The sequence below is a fragment of the Aquimarina latercula DSM 2041 genome (assembly GCF_000430645.1).
Lineage (GTDB): Bacteria > Bacteroidota > Bacteroidia > Flavobacteriales > Flavobacteriaceae > Aquimarina > Aquimarina latercula.
The window spans coordinates 47013-65002 of the sequence record NZ_AUMK01000017.1; the positions used below are offsets into that span (position 1 = coordinate 47013).

Annotated in this window: 11 protein-coding genes; 8 read left to right on the plus strand and 3 right to left on the minus strand. The window is 33.7% G+C overall.

The window, feature by feature from the left end; genetic code table 11:
* The first annotated feature begins 123 nt into the window (after window positions 1-123).
* From H526_RS0115910 to H526_RS29320, 4 genes are read left to right on the plus strand one after another with little or no spacing between them, the layout of a single operon-like run.
* Window positions 124-723 (plus strand): TetR/AcrR family transcriptional regulator, encoded by a 600-nt coding sequence (locus H526_RS0115910; protein ID WP_027393928.1) that lies wholly within the window; start codon window positions 124-126, stop codon window positions 721-723.
* A 3-nt stretch (window positions 724-726) separates the two neighbouring features.
* Entirely contained in the window at window positions 727-2148 is a 1422-nt protein-coding gene (locus H526_RS0115915; RefSeq protein ID WP_027393929.1) for a TolC family protein, read from the plus strand.
* An 8-nt stretch (window positions 2149-2156) separates the two neighbouring features.
* The gene (locus H526_RS0115920) at window positions 2157-3323 is read left to right on the plus strand and encodes an efflux RND transporter periplasmic adaptor subunit (RefSeq protein WP_027393930.1); all 1167 of its coding nucleotides are present in this window, start codon (window positions 2157-2159) and stop codon (window positions 3321-3323) included.
* A gap of 6 nt (window positions 3324-3329) precedes the next feature.
* Window positions 3330-6872 carry an efflux RND transporter permease subunit gene (locus H526_RS29320; protein ID WP_035085787.1) on the plus strand — a complete coding sequence of 1181 codons (3543 nt, stop codon included), beginning with the start codon at window positions 3330-3332 and terminating at the stop codon, window positions 6870-6872.
* A 69-nt stretch (window positions 6873-6941) separates the two neighbouring features.
* Here the strand turns inward: H526_RS29320 and H526_RS0115930 are convergent, their stop codons facing one another.
* Window positions 6942-8333, minus strand: a complete 1392-nt coding sequence (locus tag H526_RS0115930; RefSeq protein WP_245591214.1) for a RagB/SusD family nutrient uptake outer membrane protein — start codon at window positions 8331-8333, stop codon at window positions 6942-6944.
* An 11-nt stretch (window positions 8334-8344) separates the two neighbouring features.
* Entirely contained in the window at window positions 8345-11347 is a 3003-nt protein-coding gene (locus tag H526_RS0115935; RefSeq protein WP_027393932.1) for a SusC/RagA family TonB-linked outer membrane protein, read from the minus strand.
* A 246-nt stretch (window positions 11348-11593) separates the two neighbouring features.
* Between H526_RS0115935 and aspS the strand changes: the two genes are divergently transcribed.
* Both aspS and H526_RS0115945 read left to right on the plus strand, forming a co-directional pair.
* On the plus strand, window positions 11594-13342 hold the full coding sequence (aspS, locus tag H526_RS0115940; RefSeq protein WP_027393933.1) for an aspartate--tRNA ligase: 1749 nt from the start codon (window positions 11594-11596) through the stop codon (window positions 13340-13342).
* Between the two features lie 65 nt (window positions 13343-13407).
* Window positions 13408-15192 (plus strand): chloride channel protein, encoded by a 1785-nt coding sequence (locus H526_RS0115945; protein WP_027393934.1) that lies wholly within the window; start codon window positions 13408-13410, stop codon window positions 15190-15192.
* A gap of 85 nt (window positions 15193-15277) precedes the next feature.
* On the opposite strand, the gene H526_RS29325 is transcribed toward H526_RS0115945, so the two are convergent.
* Window positions 15278-17227, minus strand: coding sequence for an alpha-amylase family glycosyl hydrolase (locus tag H526_RS29325; RefSeq protein ID WP_081415639.1), 1950 nt, complete (start codon window positions 17225-17227; stop codon window positions 15278-15280).
* Window positions 17228-17420: 193 nt separating this feature from the next.
* Between H526_RS29325 and H526_RS0115955 the strand changes: the two genes are divergently transcribed.
* Both H526_RS0115955 and H526_RS0115960 read left to right on the plus strand, forming a co-directional pair.
* Window positions 17421-17678, plus strand: a complete 258-nt coding sequence (locus H526_RS0115955; protein ID WP_027393935.1) for a hypothetical protein — start codon at window positions 17421-17423, stop codon at window positions 17676-17678.
* Between the two features lie 83 nt (window positions 17679-17761).
* A complete protein-coding gene (locus H526_RS0115960; RefSeq protein ID WP_027393936.1) occupies window positions 17762-17959 on the plus strand; it encodes a cold-shock protein in 198 nt (65 codons plus the stop codon).
* Window positions 17960-17990: the final 31 nt, after the last annotated feature.

The window sequence follows — 17990 nt, forward strand, 5'->3', positions numbered from 1 at the left end:
GCATAATTAAAACAGTTCAACCCTGCATTGTGACGGTTCAAGTTATTTCATTGTTAAAAAATTGTGAAACTTAGGAAACTTTTAATGTTTTTAAAGTTTCCTCATGTACATTTTAAACCCTAGATGAAGGAAAAAATAATTGAAAAAGCAAATGACATGTTCTTAAACCTTGGCTTTAAGAGTGTTACAATGGATGACCTTGCTTCGGAAATGGGAATTTCTAAGAAAACGATTTACGCACATTTTCAGAATAAAACAAAGCTAGTCGAGGCTACTACAGATCATTTATTCTGTAATGTTAGCGATGGAATCGACGCTATTTTAGAAGAAAACAAAGAACCCATAGAAGAATTATACGCCATTAAGGCATTTGTAATGCATCACCTTAAAGGTGAAAAGACATCCCCTCAATATCAGCTTCAAAAATATTATCCAAAAATTCACAGTAGTCTAAAAATTAGACAATTTGACACAATGCAAGAATGCGTTATAGAAAATTTGGAAAGAGGTATAAAAACAGGAGTTTTTAGAGAAAATATCGATACTGAAACTATTTCAAGATTATACTTTATGGGAATGACAGGAATAAAGGATCAAGAAATGTTTCCTATCCAACGATTTCCAGTATCAAAATTAATGACAGATTATTTAGAATATCATGTACGTGGTATCGCCACAGAAAAAGGATTAAAAATTTTAGACAACCTATTAAAACAACCATAAATTATGAGAAACAACCTTTGGTCGATATGTTTCTTTAGCTTATTTACAACAATTTCTTTTGCACAAGAAACACCCGTTTCTTCACAATATTCATTTACATTGGATGAAGCAATTGAATTTGCATTAGAAAATAGTTATCAGTCTATCAATGCTAGACGAGATGTAGCTAAAGCTTTAAAGCAAAAATGGGAAACCACAGCAACCGGTTTACCACAAATTAATGCTGCGATTGATTATCAAAATCAATTAAAGCAACCAGTTTCTTTGTTACCAGCATCAGCTTTTGACAGTAGAGAAAGTACTATTAATACCGTTGAAGAATTCTTTGACTTAACCGCTAATGGTTCTCCCGACCCACTTGAAGGTTTTATACCAGTAGTTTTTGGAACTAAACAACAACTAACTGCAAGTGCTACATTATCTCAATTACTTTTTGACGGATCTTATCTTGTTGGTTTAGAGGCTGCTAAAAGTTTCTTGCAGTACACTAATGATTCTCAAGAAAAAACGCAACTTAATGTTCGCGAAAGTGTTATTAATGCCTACGGTAGTGTTTTGGTATCAAATGAAAGTGTAAAAATACTTGAGAATAATAAAACTGCTTTAGAAAAGAATTATGAAGAACGAAAAAAGATTTTCGAAAATGGTTTAGCAGAAGAAGAAGATGTAGAACAATTACAAATCACATTACTACAGATTACTAATCAACTAAATAATGCACAACGATTATCTAAAATAGCATTACAAATGTTCAACCTCACTATTGGAGTAGATGTTGATTCTAATACTGTTTTGTCCGACAACCTTGATACTTTAACTATTAAAAATGTAGATACATCTGTTGGATTAAAACCTTTTGTCATAGAAAATAATGTTGATTATAGATTAGGATATTTATTAACAGAGCAAAGAAGATTGGAACTAAAATTAGAAAAAAGTAAAGCCTTGCCTACATTATCCGCTTTTGTAAATTATGGAACCCAAGCCAATAGTAATTCTTTTACATTCTTAGAGAACGAACAACGCTGGTTTCAATCCTCAATATTAGGAGTAAGTCTTAATATTCCAATTTTCAGTTCTTTAGGAAGAAGTGCAAGGACACAACAAGCAAGAATCGCTTTTGAACAAGCAAATACATCTTTTACAGAAGTACAACAACAAATTCAATTACAATACAATTCTACAGTAAGTGATTATCAACTTTCTCTAGAAACATATGAAACCTCTAAGCAAAATCTTGCCTTAGCAGAAAGAATAGAAAATAAAAACCAAATCAAATATACCGAAGGATTGGCATCCAGTTTTGAGTTAAGACAAGCACAATTACAATTGTACAGTGTACAACAAGAAGTGTTACAAGCAATGCTTACTATTATAAACAATAAAGCCAAACTAGAATCAATTCAAAATACACCTAATAACTAGACATACTCATGAAAAAAATACTTACCATATTCTCTGTATTTCTTCTTTTTGCTTCTTGTGGTCAAAAAGATGGAAAATCTATTGAAAAAGTAATAGAAAATGGCGATCTAACCGCGATCAGAGCAAAACGAAGTGAAATCGTAGCAGAACAACAAGCTATAGCTGACAAGCTAAAGCAATTAGATGAAGCTATAGCGTCCTTAGACAGTATCAAAAAACTTCCTTTGGTTACTACAATACAAGCAAAAGATACTTTATTTAATCACTATTTAGAATTACAAGGAAGTGTAGAAACAAAAAAGAATATTGTTCTATATCCAGAAACTTCTGGAACACTTCTAAAAGTATTTGTGAAAGAAGGACAACGTGTTTCTAAAGGTCAGACGTTGGCTAGAATTGATGATGGTGGTCTTAGTCAACAAGTGGCTCAAATGGAAGTGCAGGCAGAATTAGCTAAAACTACTTATGAGCGCCAGAAAAAATTATGGGAACAAAAAATAGGTTCCGAAATTCAATACTTACAAGCAAAAACAACTTATGAGTCTTCTAAAAACGGAGTTGATCAGATGAAACGACAATTGGCTAGATCCGTAGTGACCGCTCCATTTTCTGGAATCGTTGATGATGTTATCGCAGAACAAGGAAGTGTTGTTGCTCCTGGACAAACAGAATTAATTCGTATCGTTAACTTAAACGATATGTATATTGAGATCGAAGTTCCGGAAACATATATTTCTAGTATTGTGAAAGGAAAAGAAGCAAAAGTTCATTTTCCAATATTGGGAACAACTATAGATACAAAAATCAGACAAGTAGGTAATTATATAAATCCTAATAATCGTTCATTTACTGTAGAAGTATCAGTACCAAATAAGGACGGGATTATTAAACCCAACCTTACCGCTAAAGTAAAAATCAATGATTATACTAGCGAAAAGGCAATCTTGATACCCCAAAGTATTATTTCAGAAAATTCTGAAGGTGATCAGTATGCATATGTAACTTCCGGAAAAGATGCTAAAAATATAGCAGAAGCAAAACGTACAATCGTAAAAACTGGGAAAACTCAAGGAGACTATATAGAAATCCTAGAAGGAATCACTAATGGAGATGATATCATAAGTGAAGGAGCTAGAAGTGTTAAAGATGGTCAGAAAGTAGAAATTATAAACTAATATCTTATGGAAGTAAATAAGAAAAAAGTAGATAAAGAATTTAGATTATCGTCTTGGGCCATAGACAACCCAACTACCATTTATGTAATGATGGCGATTTTCTTCATTCTTGGATTATCGGCATATTTTTCTATGCCAAGAGAGAATTTCCCAGAAATTAATGAAACCAAAATTTACATTAGCGTTCCATACCCAGGAAATACCTCTGAAGATATAGAAAGACTTATCGTTGATCCTTTAGAAGATAAATTAAAGAACCTTGGTGGAGTTGTAGAGATAGTATCTACATCTCAGGAGGATTATGGAATTATAACAGTAGAGTTCGAAGAAAAATTTACTGTTGCAGAAGCAAAACAAAAGGTAAAAGATGAGGTAGACTCTGAAAAATCTAACGAAGACTGGCCAACTTTTAATGGAGCCAAGGTAGAACCAAATGTTTTTGATTTGAGTATCTCAGAAGAAACTCCAATCATGAATATCAATATAACTGGTGATTATCCAGTAGATAAGTTAAAACAATTTGGAGAATATCTAGAGGATGAAATTGAAGATCTAAAAGAGATCAAAGGTGTTGACATAAGAGGCGCCCAAGAAAAGGAAGTAGAAGTAGCTGTTGATATTTATAAAATGATGGCTGCTAAAGTAAGTTTTGATGATGTCATTAATACCATTAGAAACGGAAATGTCACTATGTCTGCCGGAAATATGATCACTAGCGGACAACGAAGAACAATCAGAATTCTAGGTGAGATAGATCAACCTTCAGAACTGGATAATTTTGTAGTAAAATCTCAAGACGGAGCTGTATATCTTAGAGATATTGCAAAAGTTACTTTTAAAGAAGAAGACAAAACTACCTATGCTAGAGAATTTGGAGATAATGTAGTAATGCTAGAGGTTAAAAAACGTTCTGGAAAGAATATGGTAGAAGCTGCAGACCAAATTAAAGTAATCGTAGCAGACGCCGAAGAAAATGTATTCCCTACAGATCTAAATATTAGTATAGCTAATGATCAATCTACTAAAACCATTAATCAAGTGGATGATCTTGTAAACAATATCATCTTTGGAATTATTCTGGTTGTGGGTGTATTAATGTTTTTCTTAGGGTTTAGAAATGCCTTGTTTGTTGGATTTGCAATACCCATGTCAATGTTTATATCCTTTATGATTTTATCATTATTAGGATATACTATGAATACCATGATTCTTTTTGCATTAATTATGGGATTAGGAATGCTCGTAGATAACGGTATTGTAGTAGTAGAAAATGTATACCGCTTAATGGAAGAAGAAGGCATGTCTCGTATCGAAGCAGCCAAAAAAGGAATTGGCGAGATTGCATTTCCTATTATTGTTTCTACACTAACAACAGTTGCTGCCTTTGTTCCTCTAGGTATGTGGCCAGGTGTCATGGGACAGTTTATGATATATTTTCCAATTACATTATCGGTCGTATTAGGTTCGTCATTATTTGTAGCTATCTTTTTTAACTCCATGTTAGTTTCTAGATTCATGGACATTGGTGAAAAAGAATTAACAGTAAAACAATTGATACGCCTAAGTTTAATTCTTGGTGGGTTTGGAATATTTATAATGATTGTTGGCGGTCCAGCAAGAGGACTTGGTACTTTAATGATATTTACCGCGATCATGTTCTGGATTTATAAGTACCTTTTAAAAAGAATGGCTACTTTTTTCCAAACCAAAATTTTAACTTGGTTAGAAAACACTTATCAACGCTTTCTTTCATTTGCGTTAAGAGGATGGAGAACTTATGCTTTTATAATTGGAACATTCTTACTACTTTTTGTAGTATTTGGTGCATTTGGTGCTTCGATTGGAAGTCAACGAACTAAAGTAGAATTCTTCCCTGATAACACCCCAAATCAAATCATTGTATATATAGAATATCCACAAGGAACGGATATCGAAAAAACAAATAAAATCACTAAAGAAATTGAGAATCGTGTATATGCCATCATAAATGATCAAGAATATATCGAAGGTGAAGATCACAACTTTTTGGTAGAAGCTGCGGTGTCCCAAGTAGGGGAAGGTGCCGGAAATCCTCAAACAGATGGTGGTAGTAGTGCAGAAATGCCGCATCGTGGTAAGATCATTGCCGCTATGAGAGAGTTTAAATTCAGAAAAGGAAAAGATTCTGAAGAATTACGATTTAAAGTACAAAAAGCATTAAAAGGAATTTATCCTGGTATTGCTATTTCTGTTGAAAAAGATGCAGTAGGCCCCCCTGCTGGATATCCAATCAATATCGAAATCGAAGGAAAAAATTATGATGAGTTGATTAACGTTGCAGAACGTATGAGAAACTTTATCAATGAAAAAAATATTCCTGGTATCGAAGAATTAAAAATAGATGTTAATAAAGGGAAACCAGCTATGCAAGTAGCTGTTGATAGACAAAAAGCTGGTGAATTAGGTGTAGCAGCTGGTCAGGTTGGTAATCAATTGCGTCGTTCTATTTTTGGTGAAAAAGCTGGTGTTTACAAAAAAGAAGGAGAAGATTATGATATCTATGTACGCTTTGATAAAAATGATCGCTATAATACCAGCGCTCTATTTAATCAAAATATTACGTTTAGAGATCAAGCAACTGGTAGACTCAAAGAAATTCCTGTTTCTGCAGTAGCTTCTAAGAAGAATACTTCTTCTTTTAGTGCTATAAAACATCGTGATACTAAGAGAGTGGTTACTGTATATTCTGGATTACAACCTGGTTATACTGATGCCGGTGCTATCGTAGCACAAATAGAAACTGAGATGGCAAGTTTTACAGGTAAACCAAACAGTGTTAAAATTAACTATACGGGTCAGATTGAAGAACAGAATAAACAAATGGAGTTTTTAATGGGTGCCTTTTTTGCGGGATTAGGACTTATTATGTTAATCCTTATTTTCCAATTTAGCTCTATTTCAAAACCTACAATTATTATGATTGCAATTTTCTTAAGCTTTATTGGAGTATTTGGAGGAATTCTAATCACTGGGGCAGCATTCGTAATTATGATGACCATGATGGGAATCATATCTCTGGCAGGGATTGTAGTAAATAATGGGGTGGTACTTCTTGATTATACCCAATTATTGATTGATCGTAAGAAAGTAGAACTCAATATTCCAGAAAATGAGCATCTTGATAATGATGAGGTAATGAAACTGATCGTAAAGGGAGGAAGAGCTCGTCTTAGACCTGTAATTCTTACTGCGATTACAACGGTATTAGGTCTGATTCCTTTAGCTGTTGGATTTAATATTGATTTCTTCTCATTATTTGCCAATTTTGACCCTAAGATTTATATCGGTGGTGATAATGTGATTTTCTGGGGACCTTTAGCTTGGGCTGTTATTTATGGATTAATTATAGCTACCTTCCTTACTCTAATTATAGTACCCTGTTTGTTCTTTATGGTACACAAGATAAAGGTTTGGTTTAGTAAAAAAAGAGATGCTAAAACAATAATCACTGAAGAACCAGATCTTGAAGATGATGAGGGTGGTGAAATTCCTATACCATCTACAACATAAGTGAAACTTAATTATACAAAAAACGCCGCAGATTTGCGGCGTTTCTAATTTCAAAATAATATAAAATGATTATTGATTTTCTGACAAAGGTATTGGTAAAACATTAAATACTTGATCTCCTGCTCTATCAATAGGTAACGTATTAGACAATCCATATCTTTTTAAATCAAACATTCTATGATTCTCTGCCCATAAAGAATAACGTCTTTGATTTAAAAGTTCCGTTGTTAGATCTCCTGATGTTTGAGCACCAGCATAATCTACTAAACCGGCTGCATTACGAATTACATTCAATGCGTCCTCTGCATCTTGTAAATTACTTGCTAATATACTCGCTTCTGCATATATTAAAATTAATTCTTCATTTCTTAGAATGTCAATTGGTGTTACATTCGATGCATATAATCTCGTTTCATGTGTTCCATTGAGTCCATCCTGAGCACTTGGCATTGGTCTAACCGCTGCTTTAGATGCTACTCGTGTATCACCTGCTTCAGCATCATTTATCCAACTATCGTGAACAATAATCTGATCCGCATTATTTGGTTCCTCAGCGGATGTTGAAGGTGAACGAAAAACACCATTAGGTAGATCTCCAGCTCCCAATCCAAAAACATATTTAGGCCCATTGGTTAAACTTCCCATAAGATCAAAATAAGAGTTTGACAATTCTGAAAGAGCACTAGTTCCATCTCCTGCATATACTGCAGCAAGGGCGGCAACAGCTCTATTAAATAAAATGAATTCATCAATAGTAATTTGACTATTATCATCACGTACATCATCTCCCATCTCACCCGATGCATCTATTAAATTACCAAAACCTGAAATAGGAAATAAAAATTGATCTAAAGATGTAAATCCACTTAAATCATTTTCAGCTTCGTCTAACAAGTTTCTAATTTCTACAAGTGCGGCATCAAATTCTAAAAAAGGACCAAGATTATCCGGATCTGCTACATCAATTCTTGCTGTACCATAGGATTTCAAAACCTGAATAAGCTCATATGCAATATAAGTTTTAGCAAAACCTCGATATCCATTTTTATCCATTTCCTCTATAGCCTGTGTATTATCTAAAGCGGCTAATAGTACATTTGCATTTTTAATACATCTATAGCTTCCAGTAAATTGAGCGGTACTATAAAATGAATTATTATCTAATTGAATTCCATTTTTTCCCAACAAATCTCCTGTGTTTCTAGGATCTGCGTCAAATAAGTATAATTCTCTTGCCAATGTACCACTGGCCGTCGTTTCTATACCATGACCATCTCTAGAACTAGCCTGAATTCCAATTGCTAATTCATTAAGTTGTCGTAAGGAAGCATTAGATTCTACCCCTTCAAGACTTGGTCCATTAGGGTCAATGTCTTCATCAAAAGAACATGATACTGTTACCATAAAAAGTAAAACAAGCACCAGATGATATTTCGTTTTCATTATTATTCTATTATTCATTATTGCTTATTTTAAAAATTAACATTTAGGTGAAAGTAAAATTGTTGAGAACTAGGAAACGGTGTTACCTCTATACCACTGGATAAACCTGCTCCTCCATTTACAGATACCTCTGGATCATAACTACTATAATCTGTAATAGTAAATATGTTCCTTCCTGATACTCCTAATTTTACACCCTCTACTACTTCTCCAAAAAGTCCTTCTACAATATTGGTAGGAAATCTATAATAAATCGCTGCCTCTCTTAATCTCACATATCCTGCATCTTCTATAAAACGTTCGGCATTGGCTGCCGTTCCAAGTCGAGCTTGTCCTTCTGGAGTTTCCAAATCTGGAGAAGTTTGTCCTAGATCAGTAAGAAACCTGGATAAGTTTAGGTTTTCTCCTCCTTGCTTCCATTGTAATAAAAAGGAAATATCCAATTGTTTGAATAAAGTGAATTGATTGTTAAAAGCCATTTGAAAATCAGGCTCTACATTTCCTACTTGCTGCAAACTTCCTTCTATCGGTCCATCTCCATCAGGATCTATATTTCCTACAATCTGTGTAACTGGTTGTCCTTCTTCTATAAAAAACGTACCTAAACCTGTTCCAAATCCAGCTCCTGGTTGCGCGAATGCAGGCACATCTAAACGAGTCACTTCGGATCTGTTAAAATAAAACTGAATTCCAGTATTCCAATAGAAATTATTACCTCTCCAAACATCTCCTCGTACTGCCAATTCAAGTCCTTGATTCACTAAGTCGGCAAGATTAGTGGTTTCTGTAGTGAAGCCAGAGGAGGCTGGTACATTTCTAGATAATATCAAATCACTAACTTTTCTATTATAATATGATGCTTCTAAAGAGACTCTACTATCTAATATTCCAAGATCCATACCTACTTCAAATTCTGCCGAAGTTTCTGGTTCAATATCCGTATCTCCTCTTGTTCCTACACTAAGACCACCATTGCCTCCAATATTACTTGGGTTCAATCTTGTGTATATAGAACCAAAAGCTGCAGATGAGCCCGTTTCTCCATAAGCACTTCTTACTTTTAATTGATTGATACCTTCAACATTCCAAAATTCGAAATTTGCTATATTAATAGCAAGAGAAGCTTTAGGAAAACCATATAACTTGTTTTGATCTCCATTTAATGTGGATTTATCTAAACGATACCCCAAAGTAGCAATTATTTGATCTTTATAGTTACCTTCTATCTGAGCAAAATATCCAAAATCCTTTTGGTTTGATCTAGTCTGGTCAATCACCTGATTTACCGATTGATCTACACTTGTTTGCCCTCCAAATAAATTAGAACCTCTACTATTCACTAAGTTAGCTTGTTGTTCTAAATAACTAACTCCTCCTTGTGTAGTAAGACCCAAATCACCATTGAGTGCAGTATGATCCCATACGGCAAAAGTTAACAAATTAAATTGAGTAAAATTGTTTCTTCCCTCAGCGACAAAACCTTCTTGATTACCTACTTGAGCTTGATGGGTCTCTGGTACATATACATATGTTTCATTTGCCAGATAGTCGATACCTCCATTTACTACAAACCTTACCTTATCTTTCTCTTTGTTCAATAGTTTAGTAGTAAATTTTACACCTTGTATAAATCTATTATTAGAATCTTCGTTCTTAGCTTGATCTCTTACAAATATTGGATTCCCAGGATAGTTTGGGTTATTAGGATAGTTCCCATCAGCATCTGGAAATAAATTATTCCAAGGTCTTGTAAATGCTAATGTATACCCAAAACTTAATCCTCCTTCATTTTCATTTCCTGTAAAACTTCTACTAGAATTACTTCTTACATAGTTAGAGGATAAAGAAACATCGAAAATGTCCGAGATTTTATGATCTATATTACTTCGAATAGAAAATCTATCAAAACCTGTCTTTTGGATAATCCCTTCTTCATCACGGTAAGAACCACCTATATAAAATCTAGTTTTATCATTCCCTCCACTGGCACTTAATTTTGTTTCAGAAATAAAACCTACATTTCCATAAATTTCATCTTCATAATCAATTAATCCACCGTTCTGAATAGCATTATTAAAAGCAGCAACTTCTGCTTCAGCCGCAGCTCTTGACCTTGCTTCAGCCTCTGGATCATCAGGATTAGGTGTAAAAAATGCATCAAATACACTTGTAGCTGTCCAAGGGCGCAATCCTAATCTGTTTTGTATAACATTGATCCCTGTATCCTGACTAAATCTAATTTTAGTTTTTCCGCCTTTTCCTTTTTTAGTAGTAATAATTACTACCCCAGCATTTGCTCTCGTTCCATAAATTGCTGCAGCAGAAGCCCCTTTTAATATTTCAATATTTTCTATATCATTAGGATCTATATCTGCCAGTCGGTTTCCAGCATTTTCCTCATTACCTCGATTCGCTCCAGATGCAAAACGAAGCCCTGAAGGTATCTCTACATTATTAATATATACTCCATCTACTATAAATAGAGGTTGATTATTTCCGTTAATCGATGATATACCTCTTAACCTTAATGCAGTACCACCACCTGGTGCTCCAGAGGAGGCAGTAATATTAACACCTGTTACTTTACCATATAATGCACCGTCTACAGTTGTTTGTCCTGTATTACCAACTAGTTCTTCAGAAGATACAGTAGAAACAGCATTAGCAAGATTAGCTCTTTTTATAGATGAACCTAATCCAGTAACCACAACTTCTTCTAACGACTCAGTAGATTCGCTAATTTGAATTGTGATATTACCAGCTTGAGAAACATCTACCATTTTAGTCGAAAAACCAAGAGCAAATACTCTTAATCGTGCCGGTAATGAACCTACGGTAATTGAAAAATTACCATCAATATCACTAGCAGTACCGTTATTCGTACCATTCTCTACGATATTTACGAATGGTGCTCCTTCACCGGTACTTTCAATAACTACTTTTCCGGTAATAGTTTCCTGAGCAAAAAGCATGACAGGAAAGAAAAACAAGAATAGCAAAAGCCCCTTGCTAGTTTGTGTTTGTTTTTTCATAATGATTTGTTTATAAGTTTGGTTAAATCTATTAAAACATTCTTATAAAAAAAAGTTAAAACTAACATATGTTAGTTCAGAAAACAATGATTATCAATAAGTTATAAGCTTAAACCGTAAATATTATACAGTAAACACGTAGTCCTTTTTTTAGATAAACTATTAATAATTATACTATTCATTTTCAGAGAAACTCAATTACAATTAATATTAAACTTCTTATTTTTGCAGCCTTAACAAACAACTATGTATAGAAGTCATTCTTGTGGTGAATTACGCACCTCCGATATCAATAAAGAAGTAACCTTATCTGGATGGGTCCAAAAAGTAAGAGACAAAGGATTTATGATATGGGTAGACCTAAGAGATCGTTATGGAATAACGCAACTAATCTTTGATGAAGAACGCACATCTTCGGATGTTATGGAGCATGCAAAAACTCTTGGGAGAGAATTTGTAATACAAGTCAAAGGAACTATAATAGAACGAGAATCTAAAAATCCAAATATCCCTACTGGTGATATCGAGATTTTAGTGCAAGAATTGCAAATTTTAAATGAAGCATTAGTTCCACCTTTTACCATTGAAGATGAAACTGATGGAGGTGAAGATATCAGAATGAAGTATAGATATCTTGATATAAGAAGAAACCCTGTAAAAAATAGCCTGATGTTTCGTCATCAAGTTGCTATGAAAGTTCGTAACTATTTATCAGAAGATGGTTTTATAGAGGTAGAAACGCCTTATTTGATAAAATCAACCCCAGAAGGAGCTAGAGATTTTGTTGTTCCATCTCGTATGAATGAAGGTCAATTTTATGCTTTACCTCAATCTCCGCAGACTTTTAAGCAACTATTGATGGTTGGGGGAATGGATAAATATTTTCAGATTGTAAAATGTTTTAGAGATGAAGATTTAAGAGCTGATAGACAACCAGAGTTTACTCAGATTGACTGCGAAATGGCATTTGTTGAACAAGAGGATATTCTTACTATTTTTGAAGGACTTACTCGTCATTTAATTAAAGACATTAAAGGTCAGGACATTACTGATTTTCCAAGAATGACTTATGACGAAGCCATGAGAACGTATGGTAATGATAAGCCAGATATCCGTTTTGGAATGAAATTCGGAGAACTAAATAAAGTAGCTCAACATAAAGAATTCAAAGTTTTTAATGATGCCGAATTAGTAGTTGCAATTGCTGTACCCGGAGGAGCTTCTTATACTAGAAAAGAAATTGACAAACTAATAGATTGGGTAAAACGTCCACAAGTAGGAGCACTAGGAATGGTGTATGTAAAATGTAATGAAAATGGAAGTTACAAATCATCCGTGGATAAATTTTATGACCAATCTGATTTATCCAAGTGGGCAGAAACTACTGGTGCAAAACCTGGAGATCTTATTTGTGTACTATCAGGGCAAGCAACTAAAGTACGAGGACAGTTAAGTGCATTAAGAATGGAACTGGCAGAAAGATTAGGATTAAGAAATCCTGAGGAATTTGCTCCATTATGGGTAGTTGATTTCCCTCTTTTAGAATGGGATGAAGATACAGAACGATATCATGCAATGCATCACCCCTTTACATCTCCAAAACCAGAAGACATACCTCTTTTAGATACTAAACCAGGTGATGTTAGAGCAAATGCTTATGATCTGGTATTAAATGGTAACGAAATTGGTGGTGGATCTATCCGTATTCATGATAAAGAAACGCAAGCATTAATGTTTGACCATCTAGGTTTTACTCCCGAAGAAGCAAAAGAACAATTTGGTTTCTTAATGGATGCCTTTCAATATGGAGCTCCTCCACACGGAGGAATAGCTTTTGGATTTGATAGATTGGTAGCGATACTTGGAGGTCAGGAAACCATTAGAGATTTTATTGCTTTCCCTAAAAATAATAGTGGTCGAGACGTAATGATAGACGCTCCTGCTAATATTGATCAAGAACAACTCAAGGAATTAAACATAAAACTAGATTTATAAAATAAAACATCCCGCCGAAAGCGGGATTTTTTATTACCTTTAATCTAAACCTTGAATATCCATAGATGCCAGCTAAAAAAAAGACGCTACTACATAGGTTTTTGATTTGGCGATATCGTCATATCTCCAATAAAAACTTTGTTCTTATTTTAAGTGTTTTTGTTGGTTTTTGTGCTGGTCTCATTTCTCTTTTACTTAAGAACATTACACACCTAATACAGGTAGTTTTGGAAAGTGATATTATCTCATGGCAAACATCTTTTTATTTTATTATTCCAATGATTGGGCTCCTGATCGTTTACATTATTACAAAATTTATAGTCAAAAAGAGTGTAAAATCTGCTATTCCAATGATTTTATATTCTCTTTCTAAAAAAGATGGAAAAATAAAACCATTAAGTGGTTACTTACCACTCCTTCTATCTCCTATTACTGTAGGTTTTGGAGGTTCTGTAGGATTACTTGGCCCAGCTGTGGGCTCGGGTTCTACATTAAGTTCAAATCTTAGCTCATTATTTAAGTTAGACACCAAAACGCGTTTTTTATTAATTGGATGTGCTGCTGCAGGAGCGATTTCCGCTGTTTTTAAATCTCCTCTTGCCGGTTTAGTATTTGCCGTAGAAGTATTTAGTCTTGACCTTACCTTAACTTCATTATTACCATTATTATTTGCTTCCGTTTCATCGATTATCACTTCTTATTTCTTTTTAGGAGATGAAGTATTGTTCAGTTTTGATGTTCTAGAAAAATTTGATATTTACGATACTCCTTTTTACATTATTCTCGGAATTGGAACAGCAGTTGCTTCTATTTATTTTACTAAAATGTACTTCGGAATTCTTCATTTTTTCGATCGTTTTCCTAAAAAAATTCATCGTTTACTTATTGGTGGTTTTGCTATTGGTATCATGCTATATTTTATTCCACCACTTTATGGTGAAGGATTAAGTTTTATTAATGATCTTTTAAATGGAAATCACCTTGCAGCTATTGGAAATACTCCTTTTGATACCATGACAGACAACATCTGGATGATCATTGCTTTGCTTACAGGTATAACAATTTTTAAAGCAATTGCGATGACGGCAACATTTGGTGCTGGTGGTTCTGGAGGGATTATAATCCCCACTATGGTAATGGGAAGCGCATTAGGCAATGTAGTCTCCAAAATAATCAATAATCTCGGTATTGGTATTCAAGTATCCGAAGCCAATTTTACTTTATTAGGAATGGCTGGCCTTATAGCCGGTGTATTACACGCTCCTCTTACTTCTATTTTTCTTATAGCTGAAATTACTTCTAGTTATGAATTATTTGTACCATTGATGATTACAACAGCTATATCATTCATTATTTCAAAAAATAGTATCGAGCATAATATTTATACAAGAGAGCTTGCAGAACAAGGGTTATTACTTACACACGATAAAGATCAAACCGTTCTTACGCTTATGAAATTAGATGATTGTATCGAAACTAACTTCATTCCTGTTAATCCTGAACATACTTTAAAACATCTACTCAGTGAAGCTGTTGCTAAATCCAATAGAAATTTATTTCCTGTTGTTGATGAATCTAATACTTTATTAGGGATTGTAAAATTAGATAATATCAGGGATATTATGTTTGATATTTCTCTGTACCATAAAACTACCGTTGCTATGTTGATGACCCAACTAGAAACTATGATTGTTTATGAAGAGGACGATGCAAAAACTGCAATGCGGAAATTTCAAGACACTGGGGCTTGGAATCTTCCTGTAGTTAAAAACGGAAGGTATTATGGCTTTATTTCCAAATCAAAATTATTAACCGCTTATCGAAGAAAACTTATTAATTTCACTAGATAAATACCTTTTCAAAGAATTTAGATAATAAAATAAATCCCACTAAGATAAATTCTTAGTGGGATTTAAACATCAAAAAAAAGAGATGTTATTTTTTGATTAATTGGACAATTTCATTCCGTCCATCCAAAATTATTTTTATCAAATACATTCCTTGAACCAGATTAGGTGTTTCTATACTAATAATATTCTCTTGAACCTCTACTCCATCATTACTCATTACCTTTTTTCCTAGAATATTATATATTTCTACTTGCACATCTTTTAATCTTACATTAGTCATTTGAAAAGAAATTTTTACAGAGTTTGTAAAAGGATTTGGCCAAACTTTTGCAAAAGCTAGATTTGGTAAATCAATCGTATCTACTCCTAAAGTTTGAGAAATAGGCTCGCTAATTAATACCAATCCAAAACTTGTTCCAAAACTAACGGTACCATTGGTAACTGTTCCTAACGATCCAGAAAAGTAATCTTGTAATTCTGTTCCGTCTTCCCACATCCCAAATACATCCAAAACTCCAGTAAAGTCATTATCATTACCCGTGTAGACAAGAGCTTTATCCTGAAAGCCATTTTTATCATATTCTCTCTTAAAAGTATAAGGAGTGTCTTGTAGTTTTGTATGTTTTCCTGCTCCTACAGAAATATGTTCTCTTCTAAACTTACCAATTTTCTGATAATGTGTTAATGTTAGCGAAGCAACAGAATTCGGATTAGTAAGTTCATCAAAATTCATATTAGAGCGTAATGTAGCATCTCCTGTAGCACCACCACCTGGAGTAAGTGTTCTAGCAGTTTCATCTCCATAATATATCTGTGCTGGCCCTGGTGTTAATAATAATTTGGTACCAGCTTCAAAAGTCTTTTGTCTATTCCTATCAAACACTTCTTCAGTATCATGATTGGTTAAAAAATTCATTGCACTTTTTCCTTCTCCTAATTGATTTTGTAATAGATTATCATATCTACTAAAAATACTTTCCAAACCTTCATCCGCATTAAACCTAAACTCGAAATTGATTAAGTTTGCAAACCCATTGTTATAATAATCTACATTAAAACCATCTCCTGTAAAATTTCTTCCCATTGTGGGAGCATTATAATTAAAGACTTCTCCAGTCATCCAAAAATCAAGATCGTCTAACTTTTTGCTAGGGTTGTTAGTTTTCCATTCTCTTAAAGCAATGATACCTTCTGCCTCCAACTCTTTCCATACAGCTTCTTCTACGTGTTTTACAGTATCTACTCTAAAACCATCTACTCCATATTTTCTAACATAATCTGTGAGCCATTTAATGATATAACTTCTTGGAGATCTAGATTTACCTGTTCTATTAAAAAAATCATTCAGTTCATTTTCTTCTCGTTCTCTTCTCCCTTCTTGATTCCATTTCTCTAATAACCAATTTGGCAAGCTTACATTATCATTAGAATCAGTTCTAATGTCTGGTAAGTTATCTACTAGCTCACAAGGTATTGTACCATTAGGACCTTGAAAATTACAATCAGGATCTCTTCGCACCCACTCATCCGGCCATGATTGATTTTGATCTGTACTTGTGTCAGGGCCAACATGATTCAATACAACATCTAACAAAACTCTAATTCCATGCTCGTGCGCAGTATCTACAAAAGTTCCAAAAAGAGCATTGGTTCCTAAGTTTGCATCTATATTGGTCCAGTCTTTTGCCCAATATCCATGAAAACCGTATCCGGCTCCTGGAACAGATCCATAAATATTTTCAATTGGCGGTGTAATCCATAGAGCATTTACGCCAAGGTCATCAAAATATCCTTCTTCTATTTTATTAATTAAGCCTAATAAGTCTCCTCCTTCGTAATTTCTTAGTGGCGGTCCATCTTGTGGTCGACTATAAGAAATATCATTAGAAGGATCACCATTTTCAAAACGATCCGTAAGAACAAAATATACTGTTGCGTTTTCCCATACAAATGGCAAATCCCTTTCTGATTGTGCATAACTAGCGCTGTAGAAATACAGCATTAAAGTTACTGCAATTAGTAAACTCTTTTTCATTGTGTGATTTTTTAAGTTTTGTTTGTGTTTGATATACGTATAAGTTTAATTTGTTGAGGTCTAAAAGCTTTTAGAGCGCATTTAAACCTTAGATCTTAGAAAACGTATGTTTTATAAAACTATTAGATGATTTTTTTACGAAAACCTTTGATTGTTAATAAATTGTACTTAAATCACCAAAAAAAACTCTTAGATGAAATATGTTATTAGAATATTATTCATTGCAGTAGTCGCCCTAGTCGCTATTGGTTATTATCATAAAAACTCTGGAGATCATCTTACAGGAGACAAATGGGTTGGTCTCGGAATCTTAGGTGCTTCCTTTATATTAATGCCTTTATTCATATATCACAGATGGAAAGATAAAAAGGTTAAAGATTATATGTTAACTGAAGAAAACCTTCAAAAAATGAGAGATCACGGTAAAGAGGAAAAAACTGACAAAAACTAAAATTATGCAAATATTTACATTTTAATAACAAATCTTTTTGCATTAAAAGTTACCTTTATGTTTCATAATATTATCTTATTACAATGGAAGGAACAGTAAAATTTTTCAATGAATCTAAAGGTTACGGGTTCATTACCAACGATGAAACAGGAAAGGACATCTTTGTACACGCTTCAGGATTAAATGGTGAAGCGCTTAATGAAGGTGACAAAGTAGAGTATGAAGAAGAAGAAGGAAGAAAAGGAATTATTGCAGCTCAGGTTCGCGTAATTCATGGTTAAGATAAAAAACTTCTAAGTTTCATAGGCGCTA

Excerpts from the sequence above, each read along its gene's own strand:
- H526_RS0115935 (WP_027393932.1), bottom strand. The coding sequence starts at position 11,347 with ATGAAAAAACAAACACAAACTAGCAAGGGGCTTTTGCTATTCTTGTTT.
- H526_RS29325 (WP_081415639.1), bottom strand. The coding sequence starts at position 17,227 with ATGAAAAAGAGTTTACTAATTGCAGTAACTTTAATGCTGTATTTCTAC.
- H526_RS0115955 (WP_027393935.1), top strand. The coding sequence starts at position 17,421 with ATGAAATATGTTATTAGAATATTATTCATTGCAGTAGTCGCCCTAGTC.
- H526_RS0115945 (WP_027393934.1), top strand. The coding sequence starts at position 13,408 with ATGCCAGCTAAAAAAAAGACGCTACTACATAGGTTTTTGATTTGGCGA.
- H526_RS29320 (WP_035085787.1), top strand. The coding sequence starts at position 3,330 with ATGGAAGTAAATAAGAAAAAAGTAGATAAAGAATTTAGATTATCGTCT.
- aspS (WP_027393933.1), top strand. The coding sequence starts at position 11,594 with ATGTATAGAAGTCATTCTTGTGGTGAATTACGCACCTCCGATATCAAT.
- H526_RS0115920 (WP_027393930.1), top strand. The coding sequence starts at position 2,157 with ATGAAAAAAATACTTACCATATTCTCTGTATTTCTTCTTTTTGCTTCT.
- H526_RS0115910 (WP_027393928.1), top strand. The coding sequence starts at position 124 with ATGAAGGAAAAAATAATTGAAAAAGCAAATGACATGTTCTTAAACCTT.
- H526_RS0115960 (WP_027393936.1), top strand. The coding sequence starts at position 17,762 with ATGGAAGGAACAGTAAAATTTTTCAATGAATCTAAAGGTTACGGGTTC.
- H526_RS0115930 (WP_245591214.1), bottom strand. The coding sequence starts at position 8,333 with ATGAATAATAGAATAATAATGAAAACGAAATATCATCTGGTGCTTGTT.
- H526_RS0115915 (WP_027393929.1), top strand. The coding sequence starts at position 727 with ATGAGAAACAACCTTTGGTCGATATGTTTCTTTAGCTTATTTACAACA.